Annotated in this window: 17 protein-coding genes; 7 read left to right on the forward strand and 10 right to left on the reverse strand. The window is 66.2% G+C overall.

All coding sequences use genetic code 11. The features are described from left to right. Positions 1–263, forward strand: a 263-nt coding sequence (locus H2037_RS16385) for an OmpA family protein (RefSeq protein ID WP_292124106.1), incomplete at its 5' end; no start/stop codon positions are given. A 176-nt stretch (positions 264–439) separates the two neighbouring features. Here the strand turns inward: H2037_RS16385 and H2037_RS16390 are convergent. Both H2037_RS16390 and H2037_RS16395 read right to left on the reverse strand, forming a co-directional pair. Continuing rightward, entirely contained in the window at positions 440–607 is a 168-nt protein-coding gene (locus H2037_RS16390) for a hypothetical protein (RefSeq protein WP_292124108.1), read from the reverse strand. A gap of 147 nt (positions 608–754) precedes the next feature. After that, entirely contained in the window at positions 755–1,429 is a 675-nt protein-coding gene (locus tag H2037_RS16395) for an OmpA family protein (RefSeq protein ID WP_292124110.1), read from the reverse strand. Positions 1,430–1,685: 256 nt separating this feature from the next. Here H2037_RS16395 and H2037_RS16400 point away from each other — a divergent pair, with 256 nt between their 5' ends. Next, positions 1,686–2,597 carry a 2OG-Fe(II) oxygenase family protein gene (locus H2037_RS16400; RefSeq protein ID WP_292124138.1) on the forward strand — a complete coding sequence of 304 codons (912 nt, stop codon included), beginning with the start codon at positions 1,686–1,688 and terminating at the stop codon, positions 2,595–2,597. Positions 2,598–2,625: 28 nt separating this feature from the next. On the opposite strand, the gene H2037_RS16405 is transcribed toward H2037_RS16400, so the two are convergent. The 6 genes from H2037_RS16405 to H2037_RS16430 form a co-directional block, all read right to left on the reverse strand. Beyond that, the gene (locus H2037_RS16405) at positions 2,626–4,209 is read right to left on the reverse strand and encodes a pilus assembly protein TadG-related protein (protein ID WP_292124140.1); all 1,584 of its coding nucleotides are present in this window, start codon (positions 4,207–4,209) and stop codon (positions 2,626–2,628) included. A gap of 187 nt (positions 4,210–4,396) precedes the next feature. Then, complete coding sequence (locus H2037_RS16410; protein WP_292124113.1) at positions 4,397–6,292, reverse strand: M2 family metallopeptidase; 1,896 nt, start codon at positions 6,290–6,292, stop codon at positions 4,397–4,399. Between the two features lie 64 nt (positions 6,293–6,356). Then, the gene (gene mtgA / locus H2037_RS16415; RefSeq protein ID WP_292124115.1) at positions 6,357–7,049 is read right to left on the reverse strand and encodes a monofunctional biosynthetic peptidoglycan transglycosylase; all 693 of its coding nucleotides are present in this window, start codon (positions 7,047–7,049) and stop codon (positions 6,357–6,359) included. Beyond that, entirely contained in the window at positions 7,049–8,014 is a 966-nt protein-coding gene (locus tag H2037_RS16420; protein ID WP_292124117.1) for a WD40 repeat domain-containing protein, read from the reverse strand. The genes mtgA and H2037_RS16420 overlap by 1 nt, the downstream gene beginning before the upstream one ends. 70 nt (positions 8,015–8,084) lie before the next feature. Continuing rightward, positions 8,085–9,023, reverse strand: coding sequence for a pirin family protein (locus H2037_RS16425; protein ID WP_292124119.1), 939 nt, complete (start codon positions 9,021–9,023; stop codon positions 8,085–8,087). 39 nt (positions 9,024–9,062) lie between these two features. Then, positions 9,063–9,551, reverse strand: a complete 489-nt coding sequence (locus tag H2037_RS16430; protein WP_292124121.1) for an Lrp/AsnC family transcriptional regulator — start codon at positions 9,549–9,551, stop codon at positions 9,063–9,065. Between the two features lie 149 nt (positions 9,552–9,700). Between H2037_RS16430 and H2037_RS16435 the strand changes: the two genes are divergently transcribed. From H2037_RS16435 to lpdA, 4 genes are all read left to right on the forward strand, one after another. Next, positions 9,701–10,948, forward strand: coding sequence for a thiamine pyrophosphate-dependent enzyme (locus H2037_RS16435; RefSeq protein WP_292124123.1), 1,248 nt, complete (start codon positions 9,701–9,703; stop codon positions 10,946–10,948). 59 nt (positions 10,949–11,007) lie between these two features. After that, a complete protein-coding gene (locus tag H2037_RS16440; protein ID WP_365833940.1) occupies positions 11,008–12,075 on the forward strand; it encodes an alpha-ketoacid dehydrogenase subunit beta in 1,068 nt (355 codons plus the stop codon). Position 12,076: 1 nt separating this feature from the next. Continuing rightward, the gene (locus H2037_RS16445) at positions 12,077–13,807 is read left to right on the forward strand and encodes a 2-oxo acid dehydrogenase subunit E2 (protein ID WP_292124127.1); all 1,731 of its coding nucleotides are present in this window, start codon (positions 12,077–12,079) and stop codon (positions 13,805–13,807) included. A gap of 462 nt (positions 13,808–14,269) precedes the next feature. Next, positions 14,270–15,667 (forward strand): dihydrolipoyl dehydrogenase, encoded by a 1,398-nt coding sequence (gene lpdA, locus H2037_RS16450; protein WP_292124129.1) that lies wholly within the window; start codon positions 14,270–14,272, stop codon positions 15,665–15,667. A 74-nt stretch (positions 15,668–15,741) separates the two neighbouring features. Here lpdA and H2037_RS16455 read toward each other — a convergent pair whose 3' ends face one another. Together H2037_RS16455 and H2037_RS16460 are read right to left on the reverse strand one after the other, a co-directional pair. Continuing rightward, entirely contained in the window at positions 15,742–16,539 is a 798-nt protein-coding gene (locus H2037_RS16455) for an SDR family oxidoreductase (protein WP_292124131.1), read from the reverse strand. Between the two features lie 7 nt (positions 16,540–16,546). Further along, on the reverse strand, positions 16,547–17,017 hold the full coding sequence (locus tag H2037_RS16460; RefSeq protein WP_292124133.1) for an Rrf2 family transcriptional regulator: 471 nt from the start codon (positions 17,015–17,017) through the stop codon (positions 16,547–16,549). A 168-nt stretch (positions 17,018–17,185) separates the two neighbouring features. Between H2037_RS16460 and H2037_RS16465 the strand changes: the two genes are divergently transcribed. Continuing rightward, positions 17,186–19,146 (forward strand): potassium transporter Kup (locus tag H2037_RS16465; RefSeq protein WP_292124135.1); only part of this gene is annotated, 1,961 nt, incomplete at its 3' end.

The raw sequence follows: 19,146 nt of genomic DNA on the forward strand, positions 1-19,146 counted from the left end.
TGCAGGCCGCCAACTACGCCAAGACCGGCGCCGCCACCCGCGTCCTGATCGTCGGCTACACCGACACCTCGGGCTCGGCCGCCTATAACCTCGGCCTGTCGAACCGTCGTTCGCGCACTGTCGCGGACGCCCTGGTCGCCCAAGGCGTCAACGGCGGCGTCATCGCCCTCGACGGCAAGGGCGAAACCGCCCTGGCCAAGCCCACCGCCGACGGCGTGCGCGAACCTCTCAACCGTCGCGCCACCATCGACATCAACTTCTAAGCCTGTACCGACGGTCGGCCCGGATCTCCCGGGCCGACCCTAGGACGGACAAGAGGTTGTCGAAAGACTGAACGCCGCTTCCCATTTGGGAGCGGCGTTTTCTTTTGGCCTGATCATGGCGTCGGTCCGTGACGGCCTATCGAACGACTAGAATGCGGGATCGCCCGCCGCCTGCTTCACCCGGCGGTCTGAACCAGCAAGGGGGTGACGAACGCCGTCGGCTGGAAGCGGCGCAGCAGGGCCTCTCCGACACCGATCACCAGAACCGCGGCCAGCACGGCGCAGACGACCGCGATCGCCGCAAGCTTCAGACCCTGTGCGAGTTCCTGATCTTCAGGCGCCACCGGACATTCCCGTCTCCAACCCCCTCCGCACAACCATGGTGGGCGAATCGACGCAAATCACGGATCGGTGCGCGGTCATGAAAAAGGGGCGGCGTCCGCGACGCCGCCCCTCTTCGAGCTCATGGCCCGCTCTCATGGAACCGATGATCAGCCGGTGAAAGGCCGGATCAGGATTTCGACGCGGCGGTTCTGCGCCTTGCCTTCCGGGGTAGCGTTGGAGGCCACCGGATTGCGCGAGCTGTTGCCGGCGACATAGAGCCGTTCCGCAATCACGCCACGACGAACCAGTTCGGAGGCGACGCTGGCTGCGCGACGTTCCGACAGGGGCTGGTTGATCGCGTCGCCTCCCGAGGAATCGGTGTGGCCGATGATGTCGATGGTCGAACGATCATACTCTTGCAGCACGCGGGCCACATCGTCGAGCACCGGCAGGAAGCGGGGATCGATCGACGACTGGTTGGTGGCGAAGGTCACGTCCGACGGCATGCGCAGGACCAGATTGTCGCCCTGGCGGGCGACGCCCACGCCGCTGCCCGAAAGCTCGGCCTCCATCGCGCGTTGCTGCCGGTCCATATACTGACCGACGGCGGCCCCGCCCAAGGCGCCGATCCCGGCGCCGATCAGGGCGTTCTTGCGTCCCTGCTCGCCGTTCGAGGTATTGGTCAGATAGCCCAGCAGGGCGCCGATCCCGGCGCCCGCGATAGCCCCCGTGCCGGTGTTGTTGCGGGTCGGGGTGGAGCGATAGGGGTCGGTGGTGGTGCAGGCCGCGGTCCCCAGCAGGGCCGCGATGGAGACGCTGGCGACGAAAATCTTGGCGCGCATGGAATGTTCCTTCCGAATTGCAGTCTGGCGCGAAAACGCCCGCTTACTGTCCAGGTTCCAAGCTGTACCATAGATGAACGCGTCTCTCTCGCCTTCATCCGGCCCGGCGGCGCGGCCGGCCGGATCCTGGAAATGGCCCCGCCTGACATGGTCGTGGAATAGGCGTATGAAACCGCCGCACATTTTCTGAACGAGGACAGCCGTGAGCTCGACCGAAACTCCATCCGCCGCCGAGCGCGCCATCACGCCGGTTTCGATGACGCGATATGAGGAGGACTTCCAGGGATTCAGCGACGCCCTGGGCGCCTCCTTCGCGCGGTTCGGTTTCGCGGTCGTGGCCGATCACGGGCTGGACGAGGCCCGGATCGGCGCCGCCCTCGATGACGCCAAGGCCTTCTTCGCCCTGCCCGAAGACGTGAAGCGCCTGTACCACCAGCCGGGAACCGGGGGCGCGCGGGGCCTGACCCCGTTCGGCGTGGAGGCGGCCAAGGGCGCAGCGACGGTCGATCTGAAGGAGTTCTGGCACGTCGGACGCGAGCTGCCGGAAGGCCATCCCTACCGCCGTTTCATGCGCGACAATGTGTGGCCGACCGAGACGCCCGGCTTCCAGCCTCACGTCTATGGGATGTACGAGGATCTCGACGCCCTGGGCCGCAAGATACTGAAGGCCATCGCCCGCTATCTGGGCCTCGATGACGATTATTTCGACGACAAGGTCGAGATGGGCAACAGCGTGCTGCGCCTGCTGCACTATCCGCCGGTCCCGGCCGATGCGCCAGGCGTACGGGCGGGCGCTCACGAGGACATCAATGTCATCACCTTGCTGCTGGGGGCCGAAGAGGCCGGGCTGCAGTTGAAGGAGAAGGATGGAAGCTGGCTGGACATCGCGCCGCCGCCCGGCGCCCTGGTGATCAATATCGGCGACATGCTGCAGCGGCTGACCAATCACGTCCTGCCGTCGACGACACACCGGGTGGTCAACCCGGCGCCGGAGCGGCGGGGCTTCGCCCGCTATTCGACGCCCTTCTTCCTGCACTTCAACCCGGACTTCCCGATCGAGACCCTGCCGAGCGCCGTCACGCCTGAAAATCCCGACCGCTACGTCGGTCAGACAATCACCGCCGAGGACTATCTGACCGAACGCCTGCGCGAAATCCGCCTGCTCTGACAGGCTGGTCTGGCAGGGATTGTGCGGATCAGCGGCTGATCCGCAACTTGGTGATGTCGCGGCCGATCGCCTCGAAAGCCGCGACCAGAGCAGTCCCGCTGTTGGCGAGATAGGCCTTGTCGGAGGAGGAAGCGCAGCCGGACAACAGGGTCGCCGCCGCGCTGTTGGCCGTGATCGAGAAGCCGACGGTGTAGACGACAACCCCCTTGGCCTTCATGGCGGTGCAGAGCTTCTGCGCCTGGGAGGCCGACGATCCGTTGCTGGCGTTCTGATTGATCCTAACATCGTTCTGGCTGTAGGAGCCTGACAGGGAATCCTTGGCGATCACTCCGCTGTAATAGGGGGTGTTGAAGTCCCCGTCGGTCATCAGGACCACGGCCTTGATCGTCTTGAACTCGTCATAGTCGTTTGCGGCCGAGGCCGCAGTCCACAGGCTGTTGAAATTGGGCGCCACCGTGTACCAGCCCCAGGCCGTGCCGATGTGGCCGGCGGTGGATCCACCGTCTGACAGGCTGTTGATGATGGACTTCAGGCTGTCGCGGTCGCTGGTCAGGGGCTGAATGCCAATGGCGAGGCAAGTGTTCTCATTGGTGCTGGAATAGTTGCGGCCCACATAGGCCGACGTGGGCGACGCGTCGGTATAAGCGCTCGATCCTATTCTCTCGGTAACGCAACTGCTGATCGCGTGAACGGATGTGCTACCCGCCGCATTGGCGTAGGCGAGATACTGACAGCCTTCTGTCGTGCAATAGGCCGTCCCGCCGTTGGAATAGCTGCCGCTGACGTTCTTGCTGATGACATAGGTGAAGGTGTTGGGCGTTCGCGCCGTCACGGTAAAGGCCGTGTTGTTCGAGCTGCGGGTCATATTGGTGGCGCTGTTGATCGCCATGCCGGACACCCCGGTGACGACGACACGATCATTGACGGCGAACCCGTGGTTCGCCGCCGTCACCACGATGGTGCAACTGGTCGGATTGTTCGACGGCGTGCAGCTCTTGGTCGCGCCTGTGATGGTCTTTCCGGCCGTTACGGGTCCACGCGCGGCGGCGGCGCGCGATCCCAGGTTCACGCCCATCGAATAGGGAATGACGGACATGCGCGACGAGTAGGGGGTCTGGACGTCCTTGACGACGATATCGACCATCTTCAGCGCGGCGGTCTTGAGGTTGGCGATGTCGCTGCCGCTCATCGAGCCGGTGACGTCGAGAACCATGGCCACTTCCAGGTTCTTGGCGGAGCGGTTGACCTCGGAGTGGACATTGATCGGCAGGGTGTCGTCGAGCAGTTGGCCGTAGGGCGGCAGGACGATGTTGGCGACCAGGGTCTTCACCTGTCCGACCGCGTCGGAGACCACGACGGTCGTGCCGCTCATGGTCACAGTGACGTCGGAGTCCTGGATAGGCTCGACCTCTGTGTTCTCCAGATTGGCCCGCAGGGTGATCAGGGTGACGGTCTTGAGGTCCGCCGGATCTGTATAGGACGACCGGGCCGCAGACAGGGTGGCGGCGTCCAGGGCGTCCTGAAACTGGGAGCGCGCCGTCGTCACCCGGTGCAGATCGATCCCGCCGAGGGACAGCATGACAATGACCGGCAGGCTGAGGCCGAAGATCATCGCCACATTGCCGCGCCGGTCCCCCCCTAGTCTCGAGGCGAGGCTGCGGAGGCGGTCGACCGCCCAATGTATCTTTTGAGAGGCCAAGTTCGTCGCTTCCCTGCCGGGCGCACCCCGCCCGCATGACGACAGAATGCCGTCATGCGGTTAAGGGAAGGCTGAAGCCTCACGGTTAACGAACGCGGCGTTAGATCTCTGACCAGCCGCAGTCGTGGCCACGGTTCTGCACGGTCAGCCATTCGTTCAGCGGGGCGAAATAGTCCGCGACGGCCGAGGCGTCATTGGTGGTCTGGCCGGTGAAAGCCTGCATGGCCTCGGGCCAGGGCCTGGACTGGCCCATCTCCAGCATGGCGTTGAAGCGGGCGCCGACCGCCTCGTTCCCATAGACCGAGCAGCGATGCAGCGGTCCGGTCCAGCCCGCCTGGTTGCAGGCCGCGCGCTGGAACTGGAACTGATAGATGTGGGCCAGGAAGTAGCGGGTGTAGGGGGTGTTGCCCGGCACATGATATTTGGCGCCCGGGTCGAAGGCGTTGGCGGGACGCGGGCCGGGCGGGACCAGGCCCTGGTATTTCAACATGTCGGCGGTCCAGGCGGCGTTGTACTGCTCCGGCGCCGTCTCGCCGGAGAAGACGCCCCAGCGCCAGCGATCGACCATCAGGCCGAAGGGCAGGAAGGCGATCTTGTCGAGCGCCATCTTCAGCAGGAAGGGAATATCCTCCTCGGCGCCCGGCGTCGTCTTCAGCAGGCCGATCTGGTTCAGATAGGTGGGGGTCAGGGCCGACAGACCCACGAAGTCGCCTATGGCCTCGTGGAAGCCGTCGTTGGCGCCGTTGCGGAACAGCATCGGCTGGTTCTTGTAGGCGCGCTGGTAGTAGTTGTGACCCAGTTCATGGTGAACGGTATAGAAGTCCTCGCCGTTGACGTTGGTGCACATCTTGATGCGGATGTCGTCGGCGTTGTCGAGGTCCCAGGCCGAGGCGTGGCAGACGACCTCGCGGTCGCGGGGGCGGGTGATCTGGCTGCGTTCCCAGAAGGTCTGGGGCAGGGGATCCAGGCCGAGCGAGACATAGAAGCCCTCGCCCGTCTTGACCATTTTCACCGGGTCATAATCGGCCGCCTTCAGCAGTTCGGTGAGGTCATAGCTGGAGCCGCCGCCGCTGGTCGGGGCCACGACGTCATAGATATTGCCCCACTGCTGCGACCACATATTGCCCAGCAGGTCGGCGCGGATGGGGCCGTGGTTGGGCTGGACCGCGTCGCCGTACTTGGCGTTCAGCCGCGCGCGGACATAGCAGTGCAGGTTCTCGTAGAAGGGCTTCACCTGGGCCCAGAGCCGGTCGGTCTCCTGGGCGAAGTCGTCGGCGGGCATGTCATAGCCGGAGCGCCACAGGGCGCCGGTGTCGGAAAAGCCCAGCTCGCGCGCGCCTTCGTTGGCGATCTCGACCATGCGGGCATAGTCGTCCTTCATCACCGGCGAAATGGTGCGCCAGCCTTCGTAGAGGGCCTTGGTTTCGTTCGGATCGCGGCTGTCGGCCAGGATCAGCGAGGCGTCGTCCAAGGTGATCGGTTGGCCCTTGAAATCGAACTTGCCGGTCGAATAGGTCGAGTCCAGCCGGGTGGTGATCTGCGACAGCTCCTCGGCCGCGCCGGGGCGGTTGGGGGCGGGCAGGACGATGCCCAGACGCAGCAGGTTCAGCTTGCGGCGGACGACCGGATCGACCTGGACGTCGTTGAACTTCGCCGCCTGGTTGGCGAACTGGACCTGGAGCTCGGTGGCTTCGGCGTTGACCTTCGATTCCAGCCACATGGTGTCGAAGGTGATGTTGGTGGCGCGGGCCCACTGGATGCGGGCCGCATATTCGCTGAAGGTCAGAAGTCTGGCTTCCGCATCGGCGACGAACTGGGTCGCGCCCTGGGCGGTCAGGGGATAGTCGGCCCGGACGCCGACGGCCGTCGGCGGAGCGGGGGTGAAGGTCTGTTCTCCGCCGTCGGCGTAGAGGGCGGGGGCGCCTGTGGTGGCGGCGCAGCCGGCGGTGAAGGCGAGGGCGCAGACCGCGACGGCGGTCATCATCTGACGCTTCATGATGGATCTCCTGAACAGCCTGGGCAGGAGAGGTCAGGCGTCGTTCGCCGTCAAGCGGGACGGTTCAGCCCGTCACGCAGGTGTTCAGGCCGTCGTTGCGCACCGTGCCCATGGCGGCCTGGATGCGGGCGGCGCGCCTGCGGACATAGGGGCCGGGCGAGGCGGCCTGATAGCGACGCGGCGCGGGCAGGATGGCGGCGAGCCGGGCGGCCTCGCGCGGGGTCAGGTCGGCCGCGTCCTTGTCGAACCAGTGGCGGGCGGCGGCCTGGGCCCCATAGACGCCCGGCGCCCATTCGACGACGTTCAGATAGACTTCCATGATCCGTCGCTTGGACCAGACGGTTTCGATCAGGACGGTGTAGCCGGCCTCTAATCCCTTGCGGATCCAGTCACGGCCGGGCCAGAGGAAGACGTTCTTGGCGGTCTGCTGGCTGATGGTCGAGCCGCCCCGGATACGGCCGCCTTCGGCGTTGTGGTCCAGCGCCTTCTGGATCGCCTTCATGTCGAAGCCGTGGTGGCTGCAGAAGCGCGCGTCCTCGGCGGCGATGGCGGCGTTCACCAGGTTGGGCGAGATGTCTTTCAGCCCACGCCATTGGTAATCCAGACCCTCGCCGCGCACGGCCTGCCGCAGCATCAGTATGGTCGGCGCGGGCGGCAGGACGGCGACCATAAGAACGCCGCCGACCGGCAGCAGGGCCAGGACCGCCAAGGCGATCAGGGCGGCCTTGGGCCAACTCGGCTTGCGCGCGCCCGCCATTACAGGATCAGCACGCCTGCGGCGCCGTCCTCGTCGGCCCAGGCGACCTTGTCGGCGGCGGGGCTGAGGGACAGGGCGGCGATCGACGGCCCCTTCTCGGCCTTGACGAAGTTCAGTCCATGAGCAGCCGGATGGGCGACCCAGATCCGGCCGTCGGTCAGGCCGGCGGCCAGCAGACCGTGCTCGGCCCGGGCGGAGACCAGATTGACCAGGGTCGTGTCGTCGTAACCGATCTCGGTCGCCTCGCGCCCCATCGGGCCGTTCGACCCGATGAAGGGCCACAGGACCGCGCCCTGGGCGCCCGAGGTGGCCAGCAGTTGGCCGCCGGCGAGAAAGGCCAGCGAGCGGACCTTGGACGGATAGCCTCCCATCCGCAGGTTCTTGGCGTCCTTCAGCCGCCAGCCGTGCAACTGGCTGTCCTGCATGGTGGTGACGACGAAGGCGCCGTCAGGCGAGAAGGCCACGGCGGTGTGCGACCCGGCCCAGCTCAGCTTGACCGGCTGCTGTTTCTCGATCCGGGCGTACCAGAGGGCCGCGCCGCCGTAGGTCGAGGTCGCGATCCGCCGGCCCTTCGGCTCGAAAGCCACGCCCGAGACGGTGCGCTCATGCGGGAAGTCGCGGCGGAAGCCGGGGTCGCTCGGGTCGATCACCGACAGGGTGCGGCCCCAGGAGAAGGCGATCAGGCCCGAGGCCGGCGAGGCGTCGACGGCGTCGATCCACTGGTTCCCGGCCGTGGCAAGGGCCACCGGCTCGGCGTCGCGGCGGCTCCAGACCAGCTTGCCGTCGTCGCCGCCGGTGACGACGCCGTGGCCGGACGGATGGACGGCGGCGCACAGGACCGCCCCGTCATGGGCCTCGACCCGCGATCCGTCCTCGAACCGGACCGAGCCGTCGCCGAGGGCGAAGACGGCGCCGGAACTGTCGAAGAGGGCGGCGGTGACCTGGGCGTCGAAATCGAAGTTCATGGCGGAGGCGTTAGCGGGTTGCGTCGGCGGCTGCAAATCTCGCCCGCCTCCGCCACCGCATTATGGACGGCTAGACTGGATCGGTCGGTTTCGGCTCGACGGGAGCAGGCGCGGCCTGAGCCTTCGCCGGCTCCTCGGGCAGGGGGATGAACTCCAGATCGTCCTCGCTGGGCAGCTTCATCCGGCCGGCCTTCCAGTCGGCCTTGGCCTGGTCGATGCGGGCCTGGCTGGAGGCGACGAAATTCCACCAGATCAGCCGTTCGCCGATCGGCTCCCCGCCCAGGACCATGACCGTCGACGGGACCAGGGCCTTGATGGTCGGTTCGGCGGTCGGTTCCAGCACGATCATCTGGCCTTCGTGGAAGGTGCGATCGCCGACCTCGATTGAGCCCTTGGCCACGAACAGGGCGCGCTCGCTCATGCCGCCGGCCCCCTTGCCAGGCGGTGGGGCGGTGCGGACCCCGGGCTGCATTTCCCAGTGGACGTAGAACAGCGGCGAGGACACCGGCACGGAGGCCTTGGCGCCATAGGCCTCGCCCGCCACCAGACGCGCGAACAGGCCGCCGTTCTCGTAGGCGGGCTGGGCGTCCTCGCCCAGATGGTGGAAGGCGGGATCGATCTCCTCGGCCTCGTCGGGCAGGGCGACCCAGGCCTGCATCCCGTGCATCGGCCCGCCCCGGCTGCGCTTCAGCGGATCGGTCCGCTCGGAGTGGACGATGCCCTTGCCGGCCGTCATCCAGTTCACCTCGCCGGGGCGGATGACCTGATTATAGCCGAGATTGTCATGGTGCATGATCTCCCCCTCGAACAGATAGGTCAGGGTCGACAGGCCGATATGCGGGTGGGGCCGCACGTCGATGGCGTCCGACCCCGGCGCGAACTCGGCCGGCCCCATCTGGTCCAGGAAGATGAAGGGCCCGACCATCCGGCGCGAATGGAAGGGCAGGACGCGGCCGACCTCGAACCCGCCAAGGTCCTTGCGGCGCGCGTCGATCACCAGTTCGATCATTGTTTCGGTCCCCAGGCGGTCGTCGCCGCCTGAGCGACCTTATCCGACGTGCGGGGTCACTATGCCAAGAGGCAGGGCGGTCACATTCTTCACGCCGCGGGTGACGATATGGCTTTCGCAGTCGGATACGATGCCCAAAGCCAGCAGTTTCTCGCGCAGGAACTTGTCGAAGGCGTGCATGTCCGAGGTGATGACGCGCAGTACATAGTCCTCGCGGCCCGTGATGGTGGCGCACTGGACGACTTCAGGCCATTTGGCGACGGCGGCCTCGAAGACGTCGAGGTTCTCGGCTGACGGCAGCATCAGTTTGACGATGGCGTAGACCTCGAAATCCAGGCCCAGCAGCTTGGCGTTCAACAGGGTGACGCGCTTGGTGATCAGGCCGGAATCCTCCAGCCTCTTGATGCGGCGCCAGCAGGGCGAGGCGGACAGGCCGACACGGTCCGCGACTTCCGCGACCGACAGACCAGCGTCTTGTTGCAGGATATCCAGGATCCGAGCGTCGATGGGATCGAGTTCGTCCGCCAATGCGTTTCTCCGATTGTGTTTATGGCGAAATAAAATACCCTAAATCGGGATTTCGCAAGGTCAAATTGAGCGAGCACCTGCTTAGGCGCCGTGATATCAAACGTCCAGAGGAAACACGGACGGACCCCCGAACGGACATGGACGCCCGCATGAACGACAAAATGAACAAAAAGAACAGCCAACCGCTGTCGCTTCGCGTGCCGGAACCCTCGGGACGTCGGGGGGATGCGCCGGACTTCAGTCATCTGTTGATGGACGCCCCCGGCGCCGTCGAACGGCCTGAAGTGGGAACGACGCCCTATGAAATGCGCGATCACGCCTTTCGGCTGATTCGCGTTCTGGACGACGCGGGCAACGCCGTCGGCCCGTGGAATCCCCGTCTGGATCCCGAGACCCTGCGGCGCGGCCTGAAGGCCATGATCCTGACCCGCGCTTTCGACGACCGGATGCACCGCGCCCACCGTCAGGGCAAGACAAGCTTCTACATGAAGTGCACCGGCGAGGAGGCGATCGCGGTCGCCCAGGGCATGCTGCTGTCGCGCGAGGACATGGGCTTCCCGACCTATCGCCAGCAGGGCCTGCTGATCGCCCGCGGCTATCCGCTGGTCGATATGATGAACCAGATCTATTCGAATGCGGCGGACCCGATCAAAGGCCGCCAGCTGCCGATCATGTACTCCGCCAAGGAGTACGGCTTCTTCACCATCAGCGGAAACCTGGGGACCCAGGTTCCCCAGGCGGTCGGCTGGGCCATGGCCAGCGCTTACAAAGGCGACGACAAGATCGCCATCAGCTGGATAGGCGACGGCGCCACGGCCGAGGGCGACTTCCACAACGCCCTGACCTTCGCCAGCGTCTATCGCGCGCCGGTGATCCTCAACATCGTCAACAACCAGTGGGCCATCAGCTCCTTCCAGGGCATAGCCGGGGGGCTTGAGACCACCTTCGCCTCCAAGGCCATCGGCTACGGCCTGCCGGCCCTGCGGGTGGACGGCAACGACTTTCTTGCGGTCTGGGCCGCGACCCAGTGGGCCGAGGAACGCGCCCGCACGAACCAGGGCGCGACAGTGATCGAACTGTTCACCTATCGCGGCGCCCCGCACTCGACCTCCGACGACCCCAGCCGCTATCGTCCGGGCGACGAGCACGAGAAATGGCCGCTGGGCGATCCGCTGGAACGGCTGCGCCAGCACCTGACCGTCATCGGCGAATGGGACGACGAACGCCATACGACAGCCCTGCGCGAGGCGGTCGAACAGGTCCGCGCCGCCGGCAAGGAATCCGAGGCCATCGGCACCCTGGGCCAGTCGCGACCCAGCGTGAAGACCATGTTCGAAGAGGTCTATGCGACCGAGGACTGGCGGTTGGTCGAGCAGCGCCGCGAGGTTGGGGTCTGACCATGAGCGAGCAAACCACCTTCACCGCCGCCGATCGCAACGACGGCGTCGAGCCCGACATGATCGACCAGAACGCCGCCCCGGCCTCGGAAGCGACCGGCGCCGGCGTCGTGCCGATGAACATGATCCAGGCCCTGAACGCGGCCATCGACGGCAAGATGGCCGAGGACCCGAATGTCCTGTCGTTCGGCGAGGACGCCGGTTATTTCGGCGGGGTCTTCCGCGTCACCGACAAGCTGCAGCAGAAACACGGCCTGACCCGCAGTTTCGACGCCCCGATTTCGGAATGCGGCATCGTCGCCGCCGCCATCGGCATGGGGTCCTACGGCCTGCGTCCCGTCGTAGAGATCCAGTTCGCCGACTATATCTATCCGGCCTACGACCAGATCGTGTCCGAGGCGGCCAAGCTGCGGTACCGCTCGGGTGGCCAGTTCACCGCCCCCATCGTGGTGCGTTCGCCCTATGGCGGCGGTATCTTCGGCGGCCAGACCCACAGCCAGTCGCCGGAAAGCCTGTTCACCCATATCGCCGGGCTGAAGGTCGTCATCCCGTCCAATCCCTATGACGCCAAGGGCCTGCTGACGGCGGCGATCGAGGACGACGATCCGGTCATCTTCTTCGAGCCGAAACGTCTCTACAACGGCCCGTTCGACGGCTGGCACGAGAAGCCGGTGTCGCCGTGGAAGGCCCAGGACCTGGCCCAGGTTCCGACCGGCAAATACATCGAGCCGATCGGCAAGGCCCGCGTGATGCGCGAGGGGAACGACGTCACCATCCTGGCCTATGGCTCCATGGTCTGGGTCGCCCTGGCCGGGGCCGAACATGCGGGCGTGGACGCCGAGGTGATCGATCTGCGCACCCTGGTTCCGCTGGATATCGAGACCATCGAGGCCAGCGTGAAGAAGACCGGTCGCTGCGTCATCGTGCACGAGGCGCCCAAGACCTCGGGCTTCGGCGGCGAACTGTCGGCCCTGGTGCAGGAGCGCTGCTTCTATCATCTGGAGGCGCCGATCGCGCGGGTGACCGGCTGGGATACCCCCTATCCACATGCTTTCGAATGGGAATATTTCCCCGGACCGCAAAGAGTCGCAGACGCCTTGAAGAGCGTCATGACGGGAGGTCGTTAGGATGGGTCGTTTCGTCTTCAAACTGCCCGACGTGGGCGAAGGCACCGCCGAGGCCGAACTGGTCGGCTGGCACGTCAAGGTCGGCGACACGGTCGCCGAGGACCAGATCGTCGCCGACGTCATGACCGACAAGGCCACCGTCGAGATCACCGCCCCGGTGTCCGGCACGGTCGTCGCCCTGCATGGCGAGCCCGGCGCCATGGTTCCGGTGCGCGGCCCGCTGGTGGAGTTCGAGGTCGAGGGGGCGGGGAGTGCGGGGGAGAGCCCCTCCGTCTCTCCGCTTCGCTCCGAGCCACCTCCCCCCGCTTCGCGCGGGGAGGAGACCGCCGTCGCCGCATTGTCTCCTCCCCACGCCAGTGGGGAGGGGGACCGCGCGAAGCGTGGTGGAGGGGCTCTTGACGCCGCTCCGGCCTCCGCCGGCAATTACGTCTTCAAACTGCCCGACGTGGGCGAAGGCACGGCCGAGGCCGAGCTGGTCGGCTGGCATGTGAAGATCGGGGACGCGGTCGAGGAAGACCAGATCATCGCCGACATCATGACCGACAAGGCGACGGTGGAAATCACCTCTCCGGTCGCCGGAACCGTTGTCGCCCTGTACGGCGAGGCGGGTCAGCCGGTTCCGGTCGGCGGACCTCTGGTCAGCTTCGCGGTCGAGGGCCGGGGCAATGTGGCGGCGCCCGTCGCATCGCCTAAAACGAGCCAAAAACCAGCGGAGAATTCGACGACGGAATCCGCGATGATTTCGACGACTCCGAAGACGATTTCGACGACTCCGACTACGGCGACGAAGACATCGACGACGATGCTCGCGAAATCCGCCCCCGCCCTGACCGGCCGCGCCGCCGGCGAACGTCCGCTGGCGTCTCCGGCCGTCCGCAATCGCGCCCGCGATCTGGGCATGGATCTGACCTTCGTGCCGGGCTCGGGTCCGGCCGGTCGGATCACGCACGAGGATCTGGACGGTTTCATCGCGCGCGGCGGCGCCCAGTCGGTGTCCGCTCCGTCCGGCGGCGGCTCGACCTTTGCTCGCGCCGAAGGCGCCACCGAGGTCCGCATCATCGGCCTGCGCCGCAAGATCGCGGAGAAGATGGCCGAGAGCGTGCGCCGCATTCCCCACATCACCTATGTGGAGGAGATCGACGTCACGGCGCTGGAGGAGCTGCGCGCCCACCTGAACGCCACCAAGGCGAAGGATCAGCCCAAGCTGAACCTGCTGCCCTTCATCGCCCGCGCCATCGTGGTCGCCCTGCGCGACCAGCCCCAGATCAACGCCCATTATGACGACGAGGCGGGCGTCCTGACCCAGCACGCCCCCGTCCATCTGGGCATCGCCGCCCAGACGCCGAACGGCCTGATGGTGCCCGTGGTCCGTCACGCCGAGGCGCGCGACGCCTGGGATACGGCGCTGGAGATCGCCCGCGTCTCGGGCGCGGCCAAGGACGGTTCGGCCAAACGCGAAGAACTGTCGGGCTCGACTATCACCATCACCTCGCTGGGCACGCTGGGCGGGCTGGTCCACACCCCGATCATCAACCACCCCGAGGTCGCCATCGTCGGCCCCAACAAGATCGCCGAACGGGTCGTGGTCCGCGACGGCCAGATGGTGGTGCGCAAGATGATGAACCTGTCGTCCAGCTTCGATCACCGTATCGTGGACGGGCACGACGCGGCGGTGTTCGTGCAGCGGATCAAGGGGCTGCTGGAGCAGCCCGCGACGCTGTGGATGGGGTGAAGCGATGCTCCGGCTTCCCGGCGCCTTAGCCTTGGCAACTGTGATGATGGGCGGCCCAGTTTTGGCCTGCTCGCTGGCGCCTGGGGACCAGGTCGAAGCCCGAGCTCGCGACCTTCGCGCCGTGACCAGCGTCTATGAAGCGAGGATCGAAAACACGGCTTGGCTAGATCAATACGGGGACAACGTCGACTTTACAGTAAGGCCGACCTTGGCTGTCTGGGGACCAGTATCGCCGCGATCATTCCGTTTGTCGTACAGAGGGGGAGCCTGCACGAATTGGCTTTTCCTCATGGATGGCGAAGGTGAGCCGCGGAATGGCTCGAGGGTAATAGTTTTCGCGAGCCCTGAAGCCGAAACGGACAAGACCTGGCTCTACATCGTGAAGGCTGACGCCGAATATATCGAAAGCTTTATGAGCGACTGGCGTGCGGCAAGAGCTGGCCAGCCTCTACCGGGACCCAAATGATCCAGACCCTCAAAACCAAAGTCCTGATCATCGGCGCGGGCACCGGCGGCTATGTCGCTGGGATTCGTTGCGGCCAGCTGGGCCTCGACACCGTGCTCGTGGACGGCGGGGACGGCCTGGGCGGGACCTGCCTGAACGTCGGCTGTATTCCGTCCAAGGCCATCATCCATGCGGCGGGCAAGTTCGAGACGGTTTCCAAGGCGGCTGGCGGCGGGACGCTGGGCATTACGGCGGCCAAGCCGGCGATCGATCTGCAGCAGACTGTGGCGTGGAAGGACGGGATCGTTCGCAAGCTGAACGCCGGGGTCGCGGCCCTGCTGAAGAAGGCCAAGGTCAGGGTGATCAAGGGCTGGGCCAAGTTCGAGGACGCCAAAACCTGTATCGTCCAGACCGACGACGGCGAGATCCGCATCACCGCCGAACACGTCATCCTGGCGACGGGGTCCGAGCCGGTCGAACTGCCCTTCCTGCCGTTCGGCGGGGACGTCATCTCCTCGACCGAGGCGCTGAGCCTGTCGGAAGCGCCCAAGAAACTGGTCGTCGTCGGCGGCGGCTATATCGGGCTGGAGCTTGGCATCGCCTTCAGGAAGCTGGGCGCGGAAGTCGCTATCGTCGAAATGGCCGAGCGAATCCTGCCGCTCTATGACAAGGCTCTGACCGATCCCGTCGCCAAATGGCTGGAGAAGCATGGGGTCGAACTGCATCTGGGCGCGAGGGCCGGGGGTTTCGGAGACGGGAAACTGTCGATCACGACCCGGGACGGCGAGCCGCTGCAACTGGACGCCGACAAGGTGCTGGTCACGGTGGGCCGCAAGCCCCGCACTTACGGCTGGGGTCTGGAGAACATGGGCGTGGCCATGGCCGGGCCGTTCGTGAAGATCGACAACCGCTGCGCCACCTCGATGAAGAATGTCTGGGCCGTCGGCGACCTGACCGGCGAACCCATGCTGGCCCACAAGGGCTCGGCCCAGGGCGAGGTGGTCGCGGAAATCATTGCGGGTCATGACCGGGTGTTCGATCCCGTCGCCATCGCCGCCGTCTGTTTCACCGAGCCGGAGATCGTCTCGGCCGGCCTGGGCCCGAACGATGTCGTCGGCCGGGACGACGTGATCCAGTCGGTCTTCCCCTTCGCCGCCATAGGTCGCGCCCTGGCCATCGAGGCGGGCGAGGACGGCGGTTTCGTGCGGGTGATCGCGTCGAAAGCCGATCACCGCATTCTGGGTATCCAGGCGGTCGGCCAGCATGTGTCGGAGCTTAGCAACAGCTTCGCCCAGATGCTGGAGATGGGGGCGGTGCTGGAAGACGTGGCGGGGACCATCCACGTCCACCCGACCCTGGGCGAGGCCTTCCACGAAGCCTCCCTGCGCGCCCTGGGCCACGCGATCCATATTTGATCCAGCTTAGACGCGCCCTCCAGGGGGCGTCGCACCCATTGCATGGGACAAGCCCTGGGATGACGGGGATGGGGCTACAGCCGCTCCAGACGTTTCGCGTGGTTCGCCACCATGCGGAGCGCCAGCCCATCCGGCAGGAAGCGGGCGAGACCGGCCATCAGGTTGTTCATGACGCCGGGGGTTACGCTGGGTCGGTTGGCCTCGCAGGCCTGATAGCCGATGCGGGCGACGCGGGCGGCGTCCATCCACATCCAGGCCGGATAGGCGCCGGACACCTGATCGCGCGAGCCGTTGACGTCGTGAAACTCCGTCAGGGTGTAGCCGGGGTTCAAAACCGTGACATGGACCCCGGTCCCCTGGGTTTCGAGGTGGAGGCCTTGCGACGCCTTGATCAGGAAACTCTTGATCGGGCCGTACAGGGTGTCGCCGCCGGTCGCGGGCATCTGGCCGGCGAGAGAGGCGACGTTCAGCACCCGGCCGAAACCGCGCTGGATCATGCCGGGCAGCAACAGGCGCGACAGTTCGACCGGCGCCGTCAGCATGACCTGGATCATGGCGCGGTGGGCCGCCAGATCCGTGTCCAGAAAGCCGGTGACGCGGCTGAAGCCGGCATTATTGACCAGGCCGTCCACGCCCAGGCCGCGCGCGGATACGTCGGCGACCAGACGTTCAGGCGCGGCGGGGTCGGACAGGTCCTCGGGGATGACGGTCGCGATCACGTCATGGGCGGCGGCCAGTTCCTCGGCCAGGGCCTTCAACGGGGCCTCGCGTCGGGCGGTCAGGATCAGATCCCAACCCTCGTGCGCATAGGTCCGGGCCAGGGCCGCGCCTATGCCGGCCGAGGAGCCGGTGACCAGAACCGTGCGCCTCATCTCGACGTCACGCCGCGACGGGACAGGAGGCGTGGGGCGTGAAGGCGGCCAGCGAGGCCGGATTCTCGGCCAGCAGATCGGCGATGGTGATCTTGGACAGGGCTTCGGTCGCGGCTTCGTCTGCGGCCGTCAGGGCCTTGGCCACCTGGCGCGGGATATGTTCGCTGATGGGGCAGCCCTTGGCCCCCGCGGGCGGCGAACCGATATGGGCGCAACCATTGACCGCCTTCAGCACCTCGTCCAGCCGGATGTCCTCGGGCCGGCGCAGCAGCCAGGAGCCGCCGGTGGCGCCGGGGCGGGTGGCGATCAGTCCGGCCTTGGCCAGAAGGGCCGTCACCCGACGCACCACAACGGGGTTGGTCGGCACGGACGAGGCCAGAACGGCGCTGGGCGCCGCCTGGGCAGGCGAAAACGCCCCCTTGTGGGCCATATAGGCCAGGGCGTGGGCGGCGACGGGGAAGCGCTGGCTGTCTGACATGATTGTGTTCCTGCGTGGAAAATAGGCGTTCCTCGGCGGAATCACAAATCCCTGTCCGCCATGAGGAAACTGAATTGGAGGCCGCACGATTGAAGCGGGCGAGGAATGGGCCTAAAGGCTCGCCGCTTTGAAGGGCTCGACCTGTCGTCGAGGGCCCGGAGGATACGCATGGCCGGGGATACTCCCCACGACGCGAGCGCTCCCCTCGCCGCGTCGCACTCGCCGAAAAATCCCACCCACGCCACAGGACCCGAGTCCCACGCCCCAGGCGGCCAGGTCGCCAAGCATGGCGGCTTCTGGGCCCTGACGCTCGGCGCGATCGGCGTGGTGTTCGGCGATATCGGCACCAGTCCGCTTTACGCCCTGCGCGAGGCCATCGCCCACGCCCAGTCGGGCGTCGGCGGCGACCTGGCCGTGATCGGCGTGGTCTCGCTGGCCTTCTGGGCCCTGATGGTGGTGGTGACGTTCAAATACGTCTTCTTCCTGATGCGCGCCGACAACAAGGGCGAGGGCGGCACCCTGTCGCTGATGGCTCTGGCCCAGTTCGCGGTCGGTCGGCGCAGCGCCTGGATCTTCATCCTGGGCGTCTGCGGCGCGGCGCTCTTCTATGGCGACGGGATCATCACGCCCGCGATTTCAGTCCTGTCGGCTGTCGAGGGCCTACAGGATGCGCCGGGCCTGGCGGGGCGTCTGGACCCGTTCATCGTGCCGATCTCGGCCGGCATTCTGATCGCCCTGTTTATGGCCCAGTCGCGCGGCACCGCCAGCCTGGCCAAATATTTCGGCCCGATCACGGCGGTCTGGTTCCTATGTCTGGGGGCCCTTGGCCTGTTCCACATCTTTGACGACATCAGCATCCTGCGCGCCCTGTCGCCGCACTATGGGGTGATGCTGCTGGTGAACGACGGTTTCCTGGGCTTCATCATCCTGGGCAGCGTCTTCCTGGCCGTGACGGGGGCCGAGGCCCTCTATGCGGACATGGGTCATTTCGGCAAGGCGCCGATCCGCATGGGCTGGCTGGCCTTCGTCCTGCCGTGCCTGACGCTGAACTATCTGGGGCAGGGCGCCCTGATCCTGGACAATCCCGGCGTGGCCGAGAATCCTTTCTGGAACATGGTGCCCCAGTTCGCCTACTGGCCCATGCTGATCCTGGCGACGGCCGCCACCGTCATCGCCTCCCAGGCCGTGATCACCGGCGCCTTCTCGGTCACCCAGCAGGCGGTCCAGTTGGGTCTGCTGCCTCGGATCGACATCCGCAACACCTCCGAGACCCAGGCCGGCCAGATCTTCGTGCCGGCGGTCAACAGCTTCCTGATGATCGGGGTGCTGTTGCTGCTGGTCGTGTTCCAGAGCTCGCACAACCTGACCGCCGCCTATGGCGTGGCTGTCACCGGCACCATGCTGGTCAATACGCTGATGAGCTATTCGGTCATCACCAAGAGCTGGAAATGGCCGATGTGGGCCGTGGCCGGGACCCTGATCCCGTTCGCCTTCATCGACAGCGTCTTCCTGACCTCCAACCTGCTGAAGATCCCCGACGGGGCCTGGATGCCGCTGGTGCTGGGGGCCTGTCTGGTCCTCATCATGTGGACCTGGGTGCGCGGCACCCAGATACTGACGACCAAGACCCGCAAGGACAGTCTGCCGCTGACCGATCTGATCGAGATGCTGCAGGCCCGACCGCCGCATCGGGCCCCCGGCACGGCCATCTTCCTGACCAGCGACCCCGACGTCGCTCCCGTCGCCCTGATGCACAATCTCAAGCACAACAAGGTGCTGCACGAGAAGAACGTCATCCTGACCGTGCGGACCTCCGAACGGCCGCGCGTCAAGGAGGCCGACCGGGTGCGGATGGAGCCGATCAACGACGACTTCAAGAAGCTGACGGTCACCTACGGCTTCATGGAGACGCCGAACGTGCCGCGCGCCCTGGGCCTCTGCCGCAAACAGGGACTGAAGTTCGACATCATGTCGACCAGCTTCTTCCTGGGGCGGCGTTCGCTGATCCCGTCGGCGCGCCAGGGCATGCCGCTGTGGCAGGACCGGCTGTTCATCTTCCTGATGCGCAACGCCGCCAATCCGACCGACTTCTTCCACATCCCGCCCGGCCGCGTGGTCGAGCTGGGCGC

The organism is Brevundimonas sp., from assembly GCF_013912065.1.
Lineage (GTDB): Bacteria > Pseudomonadota > Alphaproteobacteria > Caulobacterales > Caulobacteraceae > Brevundimonas.